Origin of the sequence: Variovorax paradoxus, from assembly GCF_030811855.1 — a bacterium.
GTDB lineage: Bacteria > Pseudomonadota > Gammaproteobacteria > Burkholderiales > Burkholderiaceae_C > Variovorax > Variovorax paradoxus_L.
The window spans coordinates 114,089-132,144 of sequence record NZ_JAUSRN010000017.1 but is presented as its reverse complement, the minus strand read 5'-3'; the positions used below and the strand labels follow the sequence as shown (position 1 = coordinate 132,144).

The 18,056-nt window shown below is 65.0% G+C and carries 17 protein-coding genes and 1 pseudogene; 5 read left to right on the top strand and 13 right to left on the bottom strand.

Going from position 1 to position 18,056, the window contains the following annotated elements:
* Positions 1-155 precede the first annotated feature (155 nt).
* A complete protein-coding gene (locus J2X92_RS25630) occupies positions 156-422 on the bottom strand; it encodes a flagellar biosynthetic protein FliQ (RefSeq protein ID WP_307580026.1) in 267 nt (88 codons plus the stop codon).
* On the opposite strand from J2X92_RS25630, the gene J2X92_RS25625 reads away from it, so the two are divergent.
* The 3 genes and pseudogenes from J2X92_RS25625 (at position 421) to J2X92_RS25620 (ending at position 2,791) form a co-directional block, all read left to right on the top strand.
* A complete protein-coding gene (locus J2X92_RS25625) occupies positions 421-567 on the top strand; it encodes a hypothetical protein (protein ID WP_307580024.1) in 147 nt (48 codons plus the stop codon). The genes J2X92_RS25630 and J2X92_RS25625 overlap by 2 nt on opposite strands.
* A 598-nt stretch (positions 568-1,165) precedes the next feature.
* Positions 1,166-1,378: pseudogene (gene tssJ, locus J2X92_RS29590) on the top strand (type VI secretion system lipoprotein TssJ); the annotation flags it as partial.
* A 675-nt stretch (positions 1,379-2,053) separates the two neighbouring features.
* Positions 2,054-2,791 carry a response regulator transcription factor gene (locus tag J2X92_RS25620; RefSeq protein ID WP_307580021.1) on the top strand — a complete coding sequence of 246 codons (738 nt, stop codon included), beginning with the start codon at positions 2,054-2,056 and terminating at the stop codon, positions 2,789-2,791.
* A gap of 116 nt (positions 2,792-2,907) precedes the next feature.
* Here J2X92_RS25620 and J2X92_RS25615 read toward each other — a convergent pair whose 3' ends face one another.
* The 8 genes from J2X92_RS25615 to J2X92_RS25580 all read right to left on the bottom strand — a co-directional run bounded on the left by J2X92_RS25615 (position 2,908) and on the right by J2X92_RS25580 (position 10,078).
* Entirely contained in the window at positions 2,908-3,234 is a 327-nt protein-coding gene (locus J2X92_RS25615; protein WP_307580019.1) for a hypothetical protein, read from the bottom strand.
* A complete protein-coding gene (locus J2X92_RS25610) occupies positions 3,224-4,279 on the bottom strand; it encodes a hypothetical protein (protein ID WP_307580018.1) in 1,056 nt (351 codons plus the stop codon). Before J2X92_RS25610 ends, J2X92_RS25615 begins: the two co-directional genes overlap by 11 nt.
* Before the next feature lie 128 nt (positions 4,280-4,407).
* Positions 4,408-4,968, bottom strand: a complete 561-nt coding sequence (locus tag J2X92_RS25605; protein ID WP_307580016.1) for a hypothetical protein — start codon at positions 4,966-4,968, stop codon at positions 4,408-4,410.
* 92 nt (positions 4,969-5,060) lie between these two features.
* Positions 5,061-6,044 carry a hypothetical protein gene (locus tag J2X92_RS25600; RefSeq protein ID WP_307580015.1) on the bottom strand — a complete coding sequence of 328 codons (984 nt, stop codon included), beginning with the start codon at positions 6,042-6,044 and terminating at the stop codon, positions 5,061-5,063.
* Entirely contained in the window at positions 6,041-7,639 is a 1,599-nt protein-coding gene (locus J2X92_RS25595) for a hypothetical protein (protein WP_307580013.1), read from the bottom strand. Before J2X92_RS25595 ends, J2X92_RS25600 begins: the two co-directional genes overlap by 4 nt.
* Positions 7,636-9,072 (bottom strand): FkbM family methyltransferase, encoded by a 1,437-nt coding sequence (locus tag J2X92_RS25590; RefSeq protein WP_307580011.1) that lies wholly within the window; start codon positions 9,070-9,072, stop codon positions 7,636-7,638. The genes J2X92_RS25595 and J2X92_RS25590 overlap by 4 nt, the downstream gene beginning before the upstream one ends.
* A gap of 122 nt (positions 9,073-9,194) precedes the next feature.
* Positions 9,195-9,554, bottom strand: a complete 360-nt coding sequence (locus J2X92_RS25585; RefSeq protein WP_307580009.1) for a hypothetical protein — start codon at positions 9,552-9,554, stop codon at positions 9,195-9,197.
* A gap of 224 nt (positions 9,555-9,778) precedes the next feature.
* Positions 9,779-10,078: a hypothetical protein gene (locus J2X92_RS25580; protein ID WP_307580007.1), complete on the bottom strand. Its 300-nt coding sequence runs from the start codon at positions 10,076-10,078 to the stop codon at positions 9,779-9,781.
* On the opposite strand from J2X92_RS25580, the gene J2X92_RS25575 reads away from it, so the two are divergent.
* Complete coding sequence (locus J2X92_RS25575) at positions 10,077-10,463, top strand: hypothetical protein (RefSeq protein WP_307580005.1); 387 nt, start codon at positions 10,077-10,079, stop codon at positions 10,461-10,463. The genes J2X92_RS25580 and J2X92_RS25575 overlap by 2 nt on opposite strands.
* Before the next feature lie 99 nt (positions 10,464-10,562).
* Positions 10,563-10,745: a hypothetical protein gene (locus J2X92_RS25570; protein WP_307580003.1), complete on the top strand. Its 183-nt coding sequence runs from the start codon at positions 10,563-10,565 to the stop codon at positions 10,743-10,745.
* A gap of 19 nt (positions 10,746-10,764) precedes the next feature.
* Here J2X92_RS25570 and J2X92_RS25565 read toward each other — a convergent pair whose 3' ends face one another.
* The 4 genes from J2X92_RS25565 to J2X92_RS25550 are packed head-to-tail and all read right to left on the bottom strand — an operon-like array spanning position 10,765 to position 18,033.
* Positions 10,765-13,239 (bottom strand): hypothetical protein, encoded by a 2,475-nt coding sequence (locus tag J2X92_RS25565; RefSeq protein ID WP_307580001.1) that lies wholly within the window; start codon positions 13,237-13,239, stop codon positions 10,765-10,767.
* Positions 13,236-15,521 (bottom strand): FtsW/RodA/SpoVE family cell cycle protein, encoded by a 2,286-nt coding sequence (locus J2X92_RS25560; protein WP_307579999.1) that lies wholly within the window; start codon positions 15,519-15,521, stop codon positions 13,236-13,238. The genes J2X92_RS25565 and J2X92_RS25560 overlap by 4 nt, the downstream gene beginning before the upstream one ends.
* A gap of 50 nt (positions 15,522-15,571) precedes the next feature.
* Complete coding sequence (locus J2X92_RS25555) at positions 15,572-16,138, bottom strand: hypothetical protein (protein ID WP_307579997.1); 567 nt, start codon at positions 16,136-16,138, stop codon at positions 15,572-15,574.
* Positions 16,135-18,033, bottom strand: a complete 1,899-nt coding sequence (locus tag J2X92_RS25550; RefSeq protein WP_307579995.1) for a tetratricopeptide repeat protein — start codon at positions 18,031-18,033, stop codon at positions 16,135-16,137. Before J2X92_RS25550 ends, J2X92_RS25555 begins: the two co-directional genes overlap by 4 nt.
* Positions 18,034-18,056 lie beyond the last annotated feature (23 nt).

Sequence of the window (18,056 nt, the reverse complement as noted above, 5' to 3'; positions counted from 1 at the left end):
TAGAACACCGGCGTCATGGCGAAGGTGGCGGCGATCCGCAAGGCCAGAAGGCCGGTGAAAGCCAACCATGCCGTAAAGCCGAACTCGGGCACCGCCGCAAGCAAGGCGGGCACTGAATGTGATGGCAAGAGGTCCATATGGAGAAGGCGCTCGATCTAGAACATCGAGGGAATGCCGCTCCAGAGCTGAACCGTGAACTGCGTGAGCTTGCGCAGCATCCAGGGGCCCGCCAGGATCATCACCGCTCCCGCCGTAAAGAGCTTGGGAACGAAGGTCAGCGACATTTCCTGCACCTGGGTCACAACCTGAAGCACGCTGATGACGATGCCCACGAGCATGGTGAGCCCCAGCAGAGGAAGGCATACCCAAAGCCCGGTCCAGAACAGATCCGACATCATCTTCAGGGCAAGATCCGCGTGCATGAAATTCTTTTCTCCAGGCGAAAAACTCGCCGCCTCTTCTGTTTGGACAAAGAGTTTTCTTTTATTAACAATTGAAGTCGATCCCGCATTCGACCGAGCATCGTTGCTCAAGAAACAGGAGGAACTCCAGCGCCCATTTCTCTAGAAGCGACGTACGGAGCGCACATGAATCTCTTACGTATATTCCGCGGGGGCTATTTTGTAACGCCAATTGTCCTATGCCGCGCCCACGAAAAATGTCAAATAAAAGTCAACTATTCTCGAGCGCATGGAATTCGGCGAAATATGCGCAGTATTTCACGGGCGACAGGTGGGAGCGCCCCGTGGATGCTGCGGCAGGACATCCACCTGCGGACGAGAACTCTCTGTTCGCTATTTATTTGCTGGGCATTCTGCTTCACGTTCAATAACAAAAGATACGGTTCGCGCTGCATTCCCAATTTTTGATCGTCGGTTCGTGAATTCCTTCCACAAGCCGCAGCGCGCGAATCCAACGCATTACTTCCTATTTGACATTGCGCAGACAATTGCTCCAAAATCTGACTTGCATAGTGAATTGAATTCATCTTTGTCAAAAATCACGACACATTTCCTGCGCGCAACACCCAGCCCAAGGCCGCGATTTTTCAGCCGCTCTGTTGATGGTGTAACTGAATCTCTACGTGCAGCACCTCAACAGAAGCACGCAGTTCTTCGAATGCGCTTTCTAGAGTTGTCACCCTCCTCTCACCGCTGCTCTTCGCAGCTGCGGCAGCTTGTCAGGCAGCGGCGCACCGCCTCAAAAGGAGCAAGCACGTCTGGAGATCTCGATCGAAGCCAATCGGGTCCTGAATCTGGACCTGAAGGGTCGTGGCGCCCCCATGCTGCTGCGCGTTTACGAGCTGAAGTCCGATGTCGCATTTCTGGACGCCCGCCCTGGGCGCAGACTTGCTGGCAGTGGATCAGTCGTCAGTTGACCAGGGGAAACGCGCGAGACCCGACGAAAGTCGAACCCCGCCAAATTCGGCTTTTTTGCGGGCTATCGAGACTTGCCGAGCGCCGTGCGGCGAGTCGTTCACAACTGCCCTCCGCCCGGCGGCGGTGGCGGTGGCGGCGTGACCCGCGTCAGCGTGAATGTCGCCGCAACACCGGACCGGGCGCCAGCTCCACCAGCGAAGCGCCGTCCGCTACGGCACGGGCTCCACGATTCATGCCCTGGGTGACGATTGCGGGCAGCACCACGGCGGAAAGGCTTAGTCGGCCAGCAGTTCGTTCAGGATCTGGACGACGTTCTTGCTCTGGTCGCTCTACAGTCGGTGCTCAGCGTGGCCTTGTGCCGCCCCGGGGGCCGCCGGGTTCGCCTGCACTGGAGGTAGCGTTCCTCCTCGCCCAGGAGCAGGCTGCGGCAAAGAGGACCGTCTCAATGGAACACCCAATCGGCACTTTGCGGTTTGGCTGCTCAAGATGGCGTCTGCACCAACTCAGCTGCGCGCAAGTTGACGCGGACCCATCTCCGTTGTCCCAAATTCACATTTTGTGGGACAACTCCTACACAACGTGAGACAATTCCTACACAAATACACATCTCGGCATGCTGCACGTTCGAAGGCGCGTGCGATGCCCCAAGCCCACCGCCACGCGAGGTGCCTGCCATGCGTATTGCTGTCCTGGAAGACGAGCCGGCCCAGATGAGCTTCCTGGTCGACTTGCTCGAACATCGTTTGCTCATCGTCGACGAGCCCGTGTCCTGCGTGTCGTTCGACAAGGGCGAAGCACTGCGTGCCGCGCTGCGCACCGACAGCTTCGATCTGCTGGTGCTCGACTGGAACGTGCCCGACCTCGACGGCCTGGAACTGCTGGCCTGGCTGCGCAAGCAGAAGGAGAGCACCGTGCCGGTGGTGATGCTGAGCTCGCGCACCTCGGAACAAGACGCGGTGCGCGCCCTGGACCTGGGCGCCGACGACTATGTGAGGAAGCCCGTCCGCCCGCAAGAGTTGGCGGCGCGGATCCGGCGCGTTCTGACACCCAAGCGGATCCGGGCCCCGGTCTCGAGGGAGCGCTTCGGCACCTGGATGTTTGATCGCGCGTCAAGCAGCGTGCAGATCGACGCGGTCGGGTCAGAGCCGACGCAAAGGGTGGCGCTGAGCGCCAGCGAGTTCCACATGGCGCTCACGCTGTTCCGCAACCTCGGCCGGTCGGTATCGCGCACGCACCTGCTGGAGGGCGTCGGCCGCGAGGCCGAAGCACCCTCGCGCGCGCTCGACAGCCAGATCTACCGGCTGCGCACCAAGCTGGGCCTGCAGGCTTCGCGTGGGCTGCGCCTGCAGACGGTGTATGGCCATGGCTATCGCTTGGCCGAAACCAATACCAAAGAAGTCACCTTGGGCTGAGTTGATCAGCCTTGAGACGAGGCATGGCGCGGGTGGTCGCGCACAGTCGTGAGCAGAAGGATTGGATCAATGGATGCTCCAAAACCACGGCCGCAAGTCGGCTCGCGAACCTGCATTCAGTCGGCCTGACCGCGTGGCTTCTCCTTCAGGCACGCATCGATCGCCCGATTCGACGCCCGCTCGAAACAGCGTACCCAGGCCGCACGCGCGACCGCTTCCTGGGCACGGCGCTGCGCCGCCACCTCGACCTGATGCTCCACGAGCCATTTCATGAGCAGCGCCATCACGATCAAAAGGCCGAGCAGCGCGCCCACCAGCGTTCTTCCCAGGATGCGCGACCGGGCCGCGGATGGAGCTGCCGCCTGGACAACGACTGGCCGCGATGGGGCCGCGCCGCCGTGGACGGCGCGCCGCTCCTCATGCGAGATCTGATCAGTTTTCATGCTTGTGCGCCGCTTGCGGCTCGGTTGACCGGGGTGCGCGTGCCGTGCGCGACGGGCGTGCCGGAGAACCATCGCGCGCGTTCGAACGGACATCGGTCTTGCCAGACCGCTTCGATGCCTTCTTTGCCGGAGAACGCCGCACCTGCTCTTCGACCGGATGCAACCGCGCCCGGCCCTCCATTTGCTCCAGCTGCTTCTGCCGCTCGGCGATGGCCAGCCGCTGCGCATCCTCGCCGTAGCGGTAGACGCTGAACGCCTTCTGCAGCAGCTTGCCGGGTGCGATATAGGTGTGCGCCGACCATTGGCGTGGCCGGCCGTCGGGCCACAGCACGCAGGTGACACCCACGATGCCGGTCTTGTTGTTGCGGCGCAGTTTGTTGGCTCTTTGCTGCCGCATCACCGGCGGGTGCTGCCGCACGATGTCGTCGCGCCAGGCCTGCGCCTGCGCCAACGCGTCTTGAATGCCGCCCAGTTGGGCGAAGGAGAAGGTCTTGCCGAAGCGCTTTCGGCTGCGCTCCAGCTTGACCTGCCAGTAGGTCTTCTGGCGCACGATGCCGTACATGGAAGCGTCCTTCTGGCCGTTGTGCAAGCGGCTGCTCGCCGCATCTTGCTCGGCTTTGGCGGCGAAGCCTGCGACCATCAGGTTCAACTGCCGCTCGCGTTCAGCGATGGCCATCTTCCTGGCCGCTCTCGAAAAGCGCGCGATGCCGAAGCTCTCGCGCATGAGCGTGCCGTCCACCATGGGGGTCTGGGCACACCAGCAGCTGGCTTGTTTGTCCGGCCCTGCCTCATAGACGACGCCCCCGGGCTGGCCGCGGCAGATCGCGCGCTCGATGATGCGCCAGCGAGGGATCTCCGGATGTTCCCGCATGAGCTGGTCGCGGCGCGCCCGGGCCAGTGCCAGCGCCTCGGCTTCGCTGCGGAAAGCCCCGAACTTGAATTGATGGCGGTGCTCGATGCCGTTGCGTGTCAACTGCACCCACCATCCGTCGAGGGAGCGCACGAGGCAGCGAAGCGACGGCGAATTGGCGGTTCCTCTGGGCATGGGAAGGTCTGCGATTCTGATTAGGCTGGCAATTTTTCAGCGGCTTCTGGGAGGGTTGATGCCGGCCATCTCGTTGCGATCCGGCATCGGCGTCAACGGTGCTCGGGCGCCCCGGACCAGATCCCTGCTCACAGTTCTCCGAGCTTCGCTGCGTCCACAGGCTTTTGCAGCCACTTGGCGATGTCACCACCCAGCGCATAGGTCACCACGCCCACCATGCTGCAGGTGCTGCGCGGAATGCCGAAGTACATGAACATCTGGCGCTGCGCCGTGAACTGGGCTGGCGCGGCGCCGGGGCGGTCCAGCACGCCGTGCAGCTGAACGATCTTGGGGCCGCCATAGAGCCCGCCGGCATTGGCGAGGATGTCCGTGATCTCGATGCGCAGGGTCGGTGCGCCAGTCACGTTGGCCGACGGTGACGGCACCGCGAACTCGTAGGGCGCCAGCAATTGATCCTGGATGGCCTGGTTCAGCGATGCAGGGACATCGCACGCGTCGTCGGCCCTGGTCAGTTGCACGCCCTTGGTGGTCTTGCCGTAGCTGATGGCGGGCAGGACAACCGCGTTGCGGGCATTGGCCGTAGGCTCCGGCGGCTCGGCTTCGGCAACCCTGGCGCCGCGAGAACCGCAGGCGGTGAGCGCTGCGGTGGCCAACGCGGCAATGACGAAGATGTGTTTGTTGGTTGTCATGAATTTTGCGGGTTGTCGTTGGAGGGCTTCGCGCGGGGATGTGGACTCGAAGGGAAATTGCGCATGGCGCGAATTCACGCAGGTGAGTCAGTTCAAACGGCGAATGGATTGGCCAGATGTCTCTGGTTCAACCGAAGGCGCCGATAAGCAGCACGCTCTTCCTTCGAGATCGCCCTGCCGTCCGAATAGGTCCCGTAGTGCCACCAGCCCGGAGGGACGCCTTCCACGGCTTTGGATTTGAGGCGATTCTTGTACCAGTGCATCAGTTCGAACACCTCGGAGCGGCCGCCTGCGTAGCGGGCGAGCATTGTTTCTCCGACGTGGGTCACCTTGGTGAAGTGGAAGAACTTCAACGGATCGCCACCGGCAGTGATCTTGCCATCGAACGCAATCCGGATCGGGCGCTGGCTGAGGTTCCAGCTCGCGACGTTGTAGCCGCGGTGCCGCAGGATGGCGATCTCGGGGAAAAACACTGGGGCGTGGTTGCACCATTTCTGATCGGTGAACAAGCCGTTTGCAATGTCGTCGAAGCAAAACTCCAGCAGACGGTCACGCCACCACCGCGCGAAAGCGATGCCCGGCGCGGTGTTGCTCACCGCCACGAAGCCCAGGTTGAAAATCCCGTACTTGAGCGATCCGATCTCGTTGTCGATGATCGCGGCGCGGTCGATGTCGGGATCGATCTGATGCGGCGTGAGCACTGCGCTGTGTTGATCCAGCAGCGCCAGCACCTCGTCCAGCCTGCCGAACAGGGCAATGTCGGGATCGAGGTAGACCACCTTGTCGATGCCCTGCTCCAGCATGTGACACAGCATGGCGCCTTTCACGGCCGTGCAGAGCTCCACCACGTCGTGCTCGAACGCCCAGGCCAGCGGCTCCTTGATCTCCAACCCTTCGAGCTTCACGACGCGGTCGATGTCTTCTACCCCCAAGTCGAGCACGAAGTTCTCCGGCTCCTCGTCGACCAGGCAGAGCCAGTTCTCCCATTCAGGATGGAATTTCCGGACCGTTTCGAAAAGCACGCGCGCCCGGTCCAGGTAGCTGTAGGAAGCACTCGTGAAGCAAGCGATCCTCATGCTTGGTCGCCTTCGCATGCGGTCGTATGCAGCAGCTCCGCGCTGCCCTGGGATGGCAGCAAGTAACCGTACCGAAGAGGCGATTGCTCGACGTCGGTCGAAATCCCTCCTGCGTGAAAATAGCGATGCAATTCCTCTTCGTCCTCGATGCTGCGAGACGCCTGCGGTGCATACCGGTGGACGGCCGCGTTCACATGTCCCTGACCGCGCTTGACCACCAGGAACGCGCCGCCCGCGATGGCCTCGTGGGCCGTAAAGCAAAAGGTCTCGGGCCACACACTCCAGGAAATCACCACATCGATGCCCTGCGCCGCGATGGCCCGCACCATGGCGTCGCGCGCCGACGCGCCAACCTTGACCGGCACGTGGCGAATGAATGAGGGTGTCGGACCAGGCGATCCGAATTGCAGAAACTCATAGCGATCGTCAGCGCGAAAGGCAGCGGCCAGGCGCTGATAGCTGTACCAGCCTTTGTGAAAGACCTGGGAACCCAGATAGGCGACGCGCAGCCGCCCCGAGCGACTGTGCCGCGGGCGGCCCGAGGGCAACAGCTTGGCAGGTTGCAGCACGTGCATGTGCGGCGTCTCGAACAGCCCCGCGCGCGCCCACAGTTCCAATGCCGTCTGCGACGGGGCCACCAATTCCGGCTGGATCGAATGCAGCAGTTGTTGAATGCGTGCCTGATGCCCAGGCCGCGCCTGGCCGTACGCGCAGATGCGGCACGCATCCGAATCTGCCGCAGGCATCCCGCAATAAGTGACATCGTTGCGCAGCAGGGTGTAGCTGGGGCATGCGGAAAAGTAGTCGTGGATCCAGAACAGGGGTGCGCACGAACTGTTCGCCTCCACCAGCGTCCTCAGCAACTCCGGCGAATGCCCCATGAGATGGTGAAGCACCCAAGTGCTCCTTACCCCGGCATTCGCGAGCCGCGTCAAGGCTTGCCGAAGCGCCAAGCCACTTGTCCGGCCTATCGCCATGCCATCCAAGCGCAAGGCGAAGGAAAAATCTTCCGCCGAGGCGTCGGCCAGCCCTCGCATCGGGCGCACCGGACACAGGTGCAGGTAGCCGACACCGCGGGCGCGAAATGCCTTGCATTCATCGCCGATGATGTTTTGAATCCCACCCGCACTTGTGGCGTAGTCGTCGTGGCTGACGGAAATGACGACCTGATCATGTTCGGAGCAGGACACGAGCATCCCGACCATGGCGTCGGCATCCAGTTCGACTGGTGCCCCAAGGACGGGCTCGACGTCTTTCGCGCTGCGGGAAAGCGCGGCGGCCGTGGACCAGGCATCGGACACCCGTTGGCGCACCACGTTCATCTCGGGAACAGGCCTGCGGCCTTCGTGCCTGCCGCTTCCGACGAAATGGAAAAAGGGATTGATGCCCGCGGCTGCGACGTCGCGATTTTCGCGGAGGTAGTAGAGCGTATCGAAGCTCGTATTCGGATTTCGGCCTTCTTTCCAACCCCGGGTGCAGTAATGCTCGATCGGGTCGATGCTTGCTGCAGCGACTTCGGCGTAGGACGACAAATAGAAACTTCGATCGAAAAATGGCGCGATCAGGTCGTACTCTTCGGGGCGGAATCCGCTCATGGCTGCACCTTCATCCAACGCATCAGAAGCCTGAACGCACGCTTGCAGAAAGGGATTCGCCCCGCCATCCGGGAGAGACGACGCGCGGTCCGCCAAGTCGTGCTTTTCTGGATCCCCTCCAGCGCGCCCGCGAACGCGGCGGCCTGCGCCGAACACGTGGCGATCCGGCCTTCCAGGAGGGACATCTCTCGTGCCTGCCCTGCACGATCCTCGTCCGCCTGTCCCATCAGCGTGGCGACCTGTTTCTGATGAAGCGCTTGCTGCTCGCACAATGCGTCCCGCGCAGCTTTTTCCTGATGTTCCGCGTGATGTTCCACGCGCTCGCGGTCAAGGTCTCGACTCGAAAATTCGGCCAATTTGCTTTCAAGCTGGGCAATCCTGGAATCCTTCAAAGCCTGCAACCGAGCCTCTTCACCTCGAACGATTCCCCCACTCCTGTCGGCCCCCGCGTCCGCGGCACCTCCCGCTGTCGATTCGCCTTCCGCCAGAAAATCCTCTCGCTTCCTGCCCAACCAGAGATGGGTTGCAATCGCAGCGATCTCATTCCGATCCAACGCATCCCACTCCCTTGGCGCCCATCGCGGCGTGAGCCACAACGCCTCCTTCAAGTCTTCCACCGTATGAATGGCCTTCATCAGGCAACCGGCACGATGGAGTTTCGCGGTCAATGGCGCAGCACCCGCGCCCAGCAACAGGCCTGCTTCATAGGCGAATGGGAATATCTTTCGCGAAGCGCCTCGAAAGTTGTCGGGGTTGTGCGACGGCCACGCGAAATAGGTGACCGGCCTGCCGGTAGCCACCAGCATCTTCGCGAGCGACAGAGAGCTCCGGCTCTCATTGCATTCGAGCCAGAGCAGAACACTTGCGTCCTGCAGCAGTGCGGGATGGTCGCGGAGCAGTTGTTCCTCCATCCCTTCGACGTCGAGTTTGACGAGATCGAGCGGTCCGAAACGCTCCACGAGCGCCCTGAAACCGATCAACGTGCCAGGCAGCGGAACTCGCACTGTCCCGCTGGCGCGTTGGTCGAAGGACGCGGACCCTGCATTGTCTGGCTCTGCCCGGCCCGGCTCGATCGGCGGCTCGTCCGAATGGATGACCAGGGCGTTCAGAACCTCATGCTTGCAACGCAGGTTCCGGGCGGCATTCGTGGCCAGATGGGAGGCCACGGCGGCGTTGCCCTCGACCATGGCGACGAAGGAGACGTCAGCGGCCTGGGCCAGGCCCAGCGCAAACGTCCCGACGTAGGCGCCGATGTCCAATATCCTTGCTTTGCGTGGCAGCATCGAGGCCAGATACTCGACTTCGAGGGATGCCCATTCTCCATAGTGCTCAAGAAAATCGGTGATCAGATCGGTTGCACCGACCGGGGCGCTGAGGTTTCCGTAGCGCGTCTGGATGAATTGTCGGGGTGGCGATTCGAGTGTCTCTGTCATGGATTATTTTCAGGATCAAAGCGAGTGGGTAGACATAGACGGAGCACGCATTTCCGTGCTTGCTCGTTGTCTTGAGCAGCCGTCCCCTCCAAAAAGCTCATCGGAAACCTAGGCACTCCGAACTACCAAGGAAAGGCCGGAGAAACTTCAATCTCCAGATCAGCCGCAAGCAGCACATCGCGTGCTTCGATCGCATGCGCTGCGTCACCCTTGAACGCCGTGGGATGGTCCGTCTTCAAGAGTTTTCTGGCATCCAGAAGGCTCCGTCTCGAGACCTTTGACATGGCTTTGATCTGGCATAAATTTTCATAGTTGCCGTGTCTTATTTTGATTTCATAGACGGTGGGGTCGAGTTTGATCAAGGACGTGTGCGTGGTGACGATCGACCAGTCGCCATGCGTGCAGCGCAGCCCCTGCGTTCGCCCCTCCTGAAAAATCATCAAGGGGCTGCCGCATCTTTCGCAAACCATGGGGTCATTCATTTGCACCTCCACCAAGTTGGATGTCTTGAACTCGCGTTGCTTGGAGAAACACTGGCTTTGGCGCGCTCTCGTTCTAAGAGGCTGCGCGCAGCCGTTGTGGCTCGTTGCAGATGCGACGACGCTTGTGTCAAAGCGTTGTTCAATGCCGATTGTGGAAGTGCGTGTTGCGAAGTCCGAGGGCATTCGTCACGAAACCACGGGTCCGGGAACCACGACACCTTTGTTCACCATGGAATGCGCATTTGTTCACGCTCGCTGTCTCGGCCCCATGGCATAAAGGGCCGTCGCCTTTCAAGGCGACCTTCCTGAAGACTGTCAGCACAGTCTTTTTTGCCCGCTTCGGCGGGCTTTTTCTTGCCGTCGCACTTTGCGTGTGAAACATCACGGTAGCCAGCAAACACGCGGCTTGGAAAAGGCAGGACCCGCGAGATACTGCTTTCAGCATTAGCTTTCCGGGAGACGCCAATGGCGACGTTAGTGAATGGAGCGGGAACGTTCTCATGGACGATGGAGGTTCCCGTCATGCGCGACGCCAGCCATCGCAAATGCATTCCGATCGTCGCCATCTTTCGAAGCGGCCTTGCCGCCGAAGACGTCGACCAATGGGTGATGCATCCGAACGGCACACCGCGCAGCGACCGTGAGCTGGCGACGGAGGTGCTGATCGAGGTCCGGCGGCCTGTCGGGGCGCGGGGACAGACCGTGTCCCACGCGCTCGGTGTGGCCGACATCCTCAAGCTCGACAGCGCCGCGGCGATCGTGGTTTCGACCTATCTCGCGGTACTGCCCCGGGTCACCGGCCGGTATTGGACAAAGGGCCATTTGCTCCGAGGTGGTTCTCGATTTGCGGGCAAGAAGCTTCCAGCCGAACGCCCTCGAATTCCGCAGCAGTGGCGAGAGGTCTCGTGAGCCATCCTTAGTCGCAGCCACTGGTGCTTCGCATGCGAAGCCCAGGGTCTCGATCAATGGCCATCAGCCAAGCGTGGTCGGTCGTATCGACATCGCCAGATGGCCTCCTCCGCCCTCGCGCGGGTGGTGATCGAGCCGCCGCGTATCGCCTGCGGCCGGTTGGTGTACTCCGTGCAGGACCGTCGTTTCGTGATCGATACGAGGAAAAGCATCCTGGCCAGGACAGACGCCGCGGATGATCGGGGCTCGCACGGTCGCAGCTATGGCAAGCAGCGCAATTGATCCGCATGCAAGACCTGTATCAAGGTTTCGCGGTCTTCGGCCGCCAAGCCGCATCGACGGTGCGCATGGCAATCTCGGTAGAGATGTTGTTCAGATCGTTGATGCCGCCATGCACGCGCTCACGTGCCGCGACGGGAAGCTTGGCGCTCGCCAGCGTCCAGTTTCGCTCGCTCATCACGGCGATGACCTTGTCGTAGCGGCCTTGGCGATCGGCTCCCGACTTGACTGCGGCAACGTAGAACTTCACCGGTTTTTGCAGGCAGCCTTCATCGCGTGGGTGGGCGCGGCAGCGCTGGCGCGCCTGTGTCAGGCTGAGGCGATCGAAGTCAAAGCTCGGCGTGCCCGTCTTGCCGGCCATGAGCGTGCCGGCCTGCGTGCAGCGCGTACCGAACACGTGCTTGCAGATCAGGTTCCCGGTCCCGCCCGGGCCGGTGCCCCGTGCGAGGCCCTGCAAAACCTTCCGGGCAGCGTCGGCGGCCACAACGGTGGGTTCTGCCCCTGCGAGCGGTATCGAGGTCCCGTCGTCGCTGCGCGTCGCGGCCGTCGCCACCGGCGTGCCCGCGGCATCGGTGACCTGTTCCACCAGGTACGGGCGGCGCACCGCCTGCATGCCGTTCGCAGCCGCGGTGAGACGCGCCAGCATCGTTGCCACGCCGAGCGCGGTGCTGCGCGCCTGCCCCTGGCCTTCGGCTTCGTTGACCAGCGGTTTCATCGCGCTCGAACTGCAGTTGGCCGCGTGCCATCCCCCCTTCAAATCACGGCACGACGCGGCGCTGGCCGGATCGATCTCGGGCAGCGCCATCAGGCGCTCGCCACCGCCGGCCTCCGGCGGTGCGACGAACAGGCGTCCGACCAGCGCGCCGCGCTGCAGCGGGGTCGCGTCGGGCAGGCTGGCGGTCGCGTCGCCGTCTTGAGACAGCCGCGCGCTCAATCGGCGGCCGAACAGAATGTCAGCACGCGCACAGCGGCGGCTCGGCAGCACAGAACAGTCGGGGTTCCAGCCCAGATCGGCGGCCCGCTGCTGCACCCGAGTCGGGCGATCGCAGGCCTTGCCCTTGGCGATCCCCAGGCAGAACAACTCGTCGTTGAAACGGTCGGTGTTGGACGTGGCAAGCCAGTTCGACAATTGTTCGACGTTGCTCCCCGTGTCCTCGAAGAACACCGAGGCCATCATGGGTTTGATCGTCGAGCCCGGCAGGTAGTCGGTGAACACCGCGTGGTTCAACAAGGCATCGGGACGGCGCCGGGGTTCAGTCCACAGTGGCAGGCAGCCCGCGTCGCGGAACGGACCATCGTTCTCCTGCGCGTAGCACGGCGTATGCGCGCTCGCCAGGGCCTCGATGCGGCCGCTGGCGACGTCGATCACCGCGACTGCCGTCATGCGCGCCGCAGCGCGTTCCCACATGGATGCGGCCCCGGCGCCCTGCGCTGCGCCGACCTGCTCGAATGCGATGCCTGCCTGCGCGCAGGCCGCCACCTGGCCGGTATAACACGTGGCGATGCGCTGGGCGATGGCCTGGATGCGCGGCTCGATGGTGAGCTGCAGGTTGAACCCCACGTCGACCTCGTTGCGCCCGACGGTCGCACGGTTGGCGTGCGCCGGCAGTGCGTCGGCGTAATCACTGTAGAGCCGGCCTTGCGGCAGGCGCAGCGCATCCAGTTCGCTGATCAAGGTGCCGAGGTCGTTCGGGATGACCCACGCCGGGTCGTTGGGGGCCGGGGTTGCATTCCCCGCAGCAGGTCGGGCCGCCACGACCGTCTTGGCGTTCGCGGGTCGGAAGCCGCTTTGCTCGCAAAGCGCGCGGCTCCAGCTCGCCCGGCCGGCCGGCGCGAGGTGATAGGCCGTGCTCCCCGGCTCCAGGCCACCCAGCCAGATGCAGCCGGGCCAGCCGCGCCAGGGGTCGGCCTGCGCCAGGCTTCCGGGGGCCAGGCGCACCGCGGCCTGCGAGGCTTGCAGCGCGTTGCCTCGTTGCCGCTCCTGCCACTGTGCTTGCGCCAGCAATGCAGCACCGCGCGGCCCTGCCAGCAGCCGCAGCGCTTGCGCCGCCTGCTGGCAACCGATCGCACTGTTCGCCACCCCCTGGGCCCAGGTTGCGGCCTGCAGTTGGTAACGCCGGCGCAAGGGCGCATTGCGCTGGCCATCAATCGCCGTCAACCCTTCGAGTTGGCCGTCGAGCAGTCCCAGTTGCTCCGCCACGTCATCCATGAACTCCAAGCCCTGGTAAGCCGGCAGGCCGGCGCATTGCGGCAGCAGCGCCGCGAGCGCCGTCTTGTCCAACATCGTCGCCGGCGGCTGGCTGGCAGGCGCAATGGCGTTCAGCAGCGCGTCCATGGCCGCGCGGGTTCTGACCGGTTCGTGCAGGCGCTCGGTGCCGCTCTGCGCGCGCAGGTAGAGCGCTGCAGGCACGATCAGGCACAGTGCCAGCATGATCAGCGCGACCTGCCGGATCACCGGCGCGGTGTCGTCGATCCTTGCGTTGGTGGTCTGGATCATTCGGCGATCTCCGGGCGATTCATCACGAGGCCAAGCACCAGCGTGTTGCGCAGCAGCGACCACAGGCCGAAACTGACGAAGGGCCAGGTCACGCCCGTGAGCGGCAACGCGCCGAGATTGCCGGCCACGGTGACCAGTGTCTGCACCATCGTCAACACGGCCCAGCACACGCACAACCAGGCCAGCCAGGCGCTTTGCGAAGCGCCGGACGTGCCCGGATTCAACCTGCCGCGGGTCTGCGCTGCCTGACGCACCGCCAGCAGCCCCAGCCACAGCAGGTAGGCAGCAAGCAGGCCGAAGCTGACCGTGTGGCCTGCCACCGCGTGCAGCACAGCGAAGCTGTAGTCGCTCTGCGCCTGGGCCGGGATACCCGGGCAGCCGGCGACCGGTAGCGAACCGCACCAGGGCACGGCCCCCAGGCCATAGCCGCTCGGCGGCGTGTGTTGGCCCAGCCACAGCACGTGGGCCAGTTGGTCGTTCTCGGCCGAGAACGGGTTGGTGACGGCGTCCAGCCGCTGCGCGACCCGTTCGGCGCCCGAGCCCGGCAGCTTCGTGAAAGCAAAGAGCCCCGCGAGCAGCGCGCCCGCCAACAGCACCGCAGCCAGGATGCCGATACCGGCCGCCAGCGGCCAGCGCGCGCCGCGGCCGAGCAGGCCCTGGGCCGCGAAGGCGCCGGCGTAAATGGCGCAGGCGAACAGCACCACGAGCGTCGGACCGAGGTCATCGGTCAACACCAGGGCCGCGAGCACGACGACCAGATGCACCAGCAGCGGCAGCATCGAGGTGGCGAGCCAGCCTGCGCCGCCTTGCGGTCGCGTCCACAAGGCGGCACGCAGCAGGAAGAACCACGACACGCCGAGCAGCAGCAGCAAGGGCAGCAGTTCACCCGTGAGCTGGCGCCAGCCGGGCGTCAGCAGCGCGAAGCCGAGCACGACCGCCGCATAGAGCCACCAGAGCAGAACCGGCCGCAGCCAGGCGCGCACGCCGCTGCCGCGGCCTGGTCGCAGTGCGTTGGTGACCAGGCTGGCCCAGCGCAGCCACACCGTGGCGATGCCCTGCGACAGCGCCGGCAAGATCGACAACAGAACCATTGCCCCGAAGACCGCGAGGCTGTGGCGCAGCGCGATGTAGCGGTTGAGCACGTGGCCGTTCAGCGCCAGGTCGAACACCAGCCACCAGCCGATGCCGATGAAGAGCACGGCCAGCGGCAAGCCGAAGAACACCACGCTGCGTTGCGGAGCGCAGGGCGCGAACAGCGCGAACAGCGCGAAACGCGCCGAGCGGCCGACGATTGAAACCACGACGCCGAGTGCTGCCAGCGACACCCAGACCCACCAGGGAATCGGCGCGCCGGCATCGGGCTGGGCCAGACCGGACGCGGCGCCCATCGCAGCCCATGCGAGCAAGGCCGGCGGCAGGAAACGCAGCGGCCGGCGCGTGCGGCGCGCCAGCGAAACCAGCACCCAGGTCAACAGCGACCACGCGACCAGCAACCAGGGGGCACGCTGCGTCAGGATCTGCATCGCGGCCGACTTGTGCGCCAGCCGTTCGCCGTCGCGCACCTGTCGCGCCAGATCGGCAGCCAACGCCATCGTGCGCTGCGGCGGGCCGAGCGCACGGCATTCGGGTGTGGTGCCGCTCGACCAGTCGATCGTCGGGCCAGCCGACGGCCACCACAGGCGCACCGCGGCGCCGCGCACGATCGCGAGCTGGTTCGCCAGCGCGAGCGTGTGGTCAGGTTCGCTGCCTGCGCGCCGCGCGGCGGCAAGCGCTTCTGCCCAGGCGCAGGCCAACGGCAGTGAACCGCTGGACGGATCGCTGCCCAGTTGATAGCGCGCACGGTACGTACGCAGTTCGCGAGCCGTGTCTGCCAACGTGGCCTGCTCGGCCTCGGGCAATACGCCTTCGGCCAGGCTTTTGGCGAGCGGCGCCACCCGTGCCAGCCGTCCGGCCGCGCCCGCCGTGATCGCCTGTTGCAGCCCAGCCTGATCGGCCTGCAGCGCCGCGGGCAAGGCATCGAGCGATCCTGCCTGATCGGCGCGGGTGGTCGCACAGGCCCCGGCCCAGCGCCAGCGCAGCCGCGGCGGCAGGCTGGCCATGTGGCACAGCGTCGCCACTTGCGCATGGCCGTCACCCACCAACGGGGCGGCCTGCAGGGCTTGGTCGAGTCGATACCGGTCATCGTCCGGTGCATCGGCGGCGCCGCTTCGCAGGCTTTGGAACTGCCAGACAAGCGCCGTCAGGACCACCACGAGCAGCACGAACTCCCCGACCCCGGACATGTCGCGGCGACCCGCCGATGGACCCGGAGCGTGAACAGCCGCGGGGTGCATCAGAAGACCTTGAGCGTGCTGTCGCGCGGCGGGACGGGCGCTGCGGGTGCCGGCGACGTGGTGGGTGCGCCGCCGGGGTTCGTATGGTGGCTTGGCGGCTCGCGGACCTCCTCGCGCCTACGTTTGTGTGGCTCGCGCTCGAGTTCGGCCCTGCGCTTGCGGCGTTCCAGTTCGTCCTTGGCGTCCTCGTCCGAACCGGCGCTGTGGGCGTCGCGAGGAAGCTCGCCGACGGAGACCGTCACCGCGCGGGCCTTGCCGGCGCAGCCGAGCGCCGACGTGAGCCCGCGCAAGACGAAGCGGCCTTCCGCGCGCAACACATAGCGCCCCGGGGTGTCGTATGGCTTGGAGAGGGTCAGCGGGAAGTTGTCGACCAAGAGGTCGCGGACATCGCCGTCGCCGAGGTCGACGCGCAGGCCGCACCAGCGGCTTGCAGCCTCGAAGTTCACGGTGACCTTGATGGCCTGTTGGGGTTGCGCGCTGTCGCGATCCACCGACAGGCCATAGGGCACTTGCGCATACAGCCACCCGGGCAGCACGAGAGCGACGATGAGCAAGCGTTTTTTCATGGTTTTCGCAGGGGCACTTGATCCAGCGCACGGCCCGTGTCCTGGATCACGGCCTGGAATTCGGGCGCGATCAGCGTGGGTGCCGGCGCGCGCAGATGGGCCAGCGTGCGTGCGCGCTGGGTCGAGAAATACACGGCCAGCTGGAGGGTTGCGGCTGACGCCCCGGCGTTGTCCTGCAGCGCGAGGATCTCTCCAAGGTGGGCCCAGGCGCTGGCGTCCTGTGGATGCAGCTGCAGACTGCGGTTGAGGGCCGATTTCGCCGCGTCCAGCTCGTTGCGACGTAACGCGGCGTAGCCCAGCGCGGACCACGCTTGCCAGTCGGCAGGCACCTTCGCCGTGGCCAGGCGCAATGTCGCCGCGGCGCCGCCGTAGTCACCCTGCTCGATGGCCTCGCGGCCCGAAGCCAGCAGCGGCGAGGTCGACCCGTCCGAACCCGCCGATTCGCTGATGCGATGCGCAGCCGCATCGACCTGGCGCCAGTTGCCCGACGCAGCACCCTCGATCATCGCATTGAGTTGGTCGTCGACCTCGCGTGCGCTCAAGACTGACGCGGAGGCCGTGGCACGCGATGCGGCCGCCGCGGTCCTCGGATTCGCGGTCCCGGCGGGTGAACCCGGCGCGGCCTCGCCCGCCGGTCGCGCCAGGATCGAAACGATGCTCTGCAGGCGGTCTTCCTGCCAGGCCCACACAGCCAGTGCGCTCGCGACCAGTGCGGCGATCAGCGCGCTGCGGCGGCCCGTGGGGCGCGGCACGACGGTGGCTGGCGCGGGTGCTCCAGCCTGCGCGGCATCGGCGGCGATCGGCGGTGCCATCGAGGCTGCCATCGGGGCTGGAATCAGGGCTGCCACCGGGGGCGCCATGGGCGTTGCTCGAGCGCCGACCAACGGGGTCTCCCGGGCCGGCTCCGCACGGGTCGCTGCCGCCCGCTTTCGGGGCAGCAGCCAGCCGTCGTCCAGCGGCCCCAGGCTCGCCAGCAGCGTATCGATCGGGCGCAGCAGGCGATCGTGCAGTCCCGGTTCGGGTGCAGCCGCGCCGCAGTCCTGCGCCAGCAGCGCATCGACACTGGCGCTCATTGCAGCGTGCAAGGCGGCGGCACGCGGTTCGCCGGACCCGTCCATCGAGCCGAGAAACTGCGACGCGAGTGCGCCCAGCGCATACAGGTCGAGCCTGAAGTCAAGCGCGCGTACCGCGTCGGCGCGCCCGCTTTCGGCATCGCGGTGCAGCGCGGCACGGAATGCGGGTGACACCCGCCGCAGGCTTTCTGTCGCGGCGGGATCGAGGCGCATCGGTTCCTCGAAATTCAGCCGTGCCGACAACGTATGGCCGAAGTCGATCAGGCGCAATTGCTCGAACAGCGGGCGCACCGAGCGTACCGGGCCGGCATGGCGCTCGAATGGCAGGCAGACGTTGCCGGCGTGGATGTCGCAGTGAATGAAGCCGGCACCATGGAACTCGCGCAGCGCCAGCAGCAGGTGGCGCAACAGGCGCGCCAGCACGACAGGCGTCAGGAACGAGCGCGCGGCATGGCCTTCGGCGCCGGACCTATCGTCCTCGGCGAGGAAGTCGTAGTCCCTCCAGAGATTCAGGCTCGGCCCCGCATCGAGGGTCGTGACGACGAATGGCGTGTCTGATGAATCGCGGGTGAATTCGAGCGACTGCGCGACATGCCGCAATCCCCGCGTCGCCATGTCCATCAGCAGCAGGTTTTCGCGGTGGATCATTGGCAGCAGGTCGGCGCCGACACCGGGCTTGATCGTCTTGCGAAACCGCGCCGGCTCGCCGGCCAGGCTGCCGGGAATGCGCTCCACGTCGAAGTGCGTCGCATGGCCGACCGGGCCACGTGTGTCCTCGAAGGGATCGTAGGCGTTGGCGCTGGCGTGGCTACGCGCAGTCATGAGGTCGGATGCAGACACGGGTG

Excerpts from the sequence above, each read along its gene's own strand:
- J2X92_RS25625 (WP_307580024.1), top strand. The coding sequence starts at position 421 with ATGAAATTCTTTTCTCCAGGCGAAAAACTCGCCGCCTCTTCTGTTTGG.
- J2X92_RS25630 (WP_307580026.1), bottom strand. The coding sequence starts at position 422 with ATGCACGCGGATCTTGCCCTGAAGATGATGTCGGATCTGTTCTGGACC.
- J2X92_RS25620 (WP_307580021.1), top strand. The coding sequence starts at position 2,054 with ATGCGTATTGCTGTCCTGGAAGACGAGCCGGCCCAGATGAGCTTCCTG.
- J2X92_RS25615 (WP_307580019.1), bottom strand. The coding sequence starts at position 3,234 with ATGAAAACTGATCAGATCTCGCATGAGGAGCGGCGCGCCGTCCACGGC.
- J2X92_RS25610 (WP_307580018.1), bottom strand. The coding sequence starts at position 4,279 with ATGCCCAGAGGAACCGCCAATTCGCCGTCGCTTCGCTGCCTCGTGCGC.
- J2X92_RS25605 (WP_307580016.1), bottom strand. The coding sequence starts at position 4,968 with ATGACAACCAACAAACACATCTTCGTCATTGCCGCGTTGGCCACCGCA.
- J2X92_RS25600 (WP_307580015.1), bottom strand. The coding sequence starts at position 6,044 with ATGAGGATCGCTTGCTTCACGAGTGCTTCCTACAGCTACCTGGACCGG.
- J2X92_RS25595 (WP_307580013.1), bottom strand. The coding sequence starts at position 7,639 with ATGAGCGGATTCCGCCCCGAAGAGTACGACCTGATCGCGCCATTTTTC.
- J2X92_RS25590 (WP_307580011.1), bottom strand. The coding sequence starts at position 9,072 with ATGACAGAGACACTCGAATCGCCACCCCGACAATTCATCCAGACGCGC.
- J2X92_RS25585 (WP_307580009.1), bottom strand. The coding sequence starts at position 9,554 with ATGAATGACCCCATGGTTTGCGAAAGATGCGGCAGCCCCTTGATGATT.
- J2X92_RS25575 (WP_307580005.1), top strand. The coding sequence starts at position 10,077 with ATGCGCGACGCCAGCCATCGCAAATGCATTCCGATCGTCGCCATCTTT.
- J2X92_RS25580 (WP_307580007.1), bottom strand. The coding sequence starts at position 10,078 with ATGACGGGAACCTCCATCGTCCATGAGAACGTTCCCGCTCCATTCACT.
- J2X92_RS25570 (WP_307580003.1), top strand. The coding sequence starts at position 10,563 with ATGGCCTCCTCCGCCCTCGCGCGGGTGGTGATCGAGCCGCCGCGTATC.
- J2X92_RS25565 (WP_307580001.1), bottom strand. The coding sequence starts at position 13,239 with ATGATCCAGACCACCAACGCAAGGATCGACGACACCGCGCCGGTGATC.
- J2X92_RS25560 (WP_307579999.1), bottom strand. The coding sequence starts at position 15,521 with ATGTCCGGGGTCGGGGAGTTCGTGCTGCTCGTGGTGGTCCTGACGGCG.
- J2X92_RS25555 (WP_307579997.1), bottom strand. The coding sequence starts at position 16,138 with ATGAAAAAACGCTTGCTCATCGTCGCTCTCGTGCTGCCCGGGTGGCTG.
- J2X92_RS25550 (WP_307579995.1), bottom strand. The coding sequence starts at position 18,033 with ATGACTGCGCGTAGCCACGCCAGCGCCAACGCCTACGATCCCTTCGAG.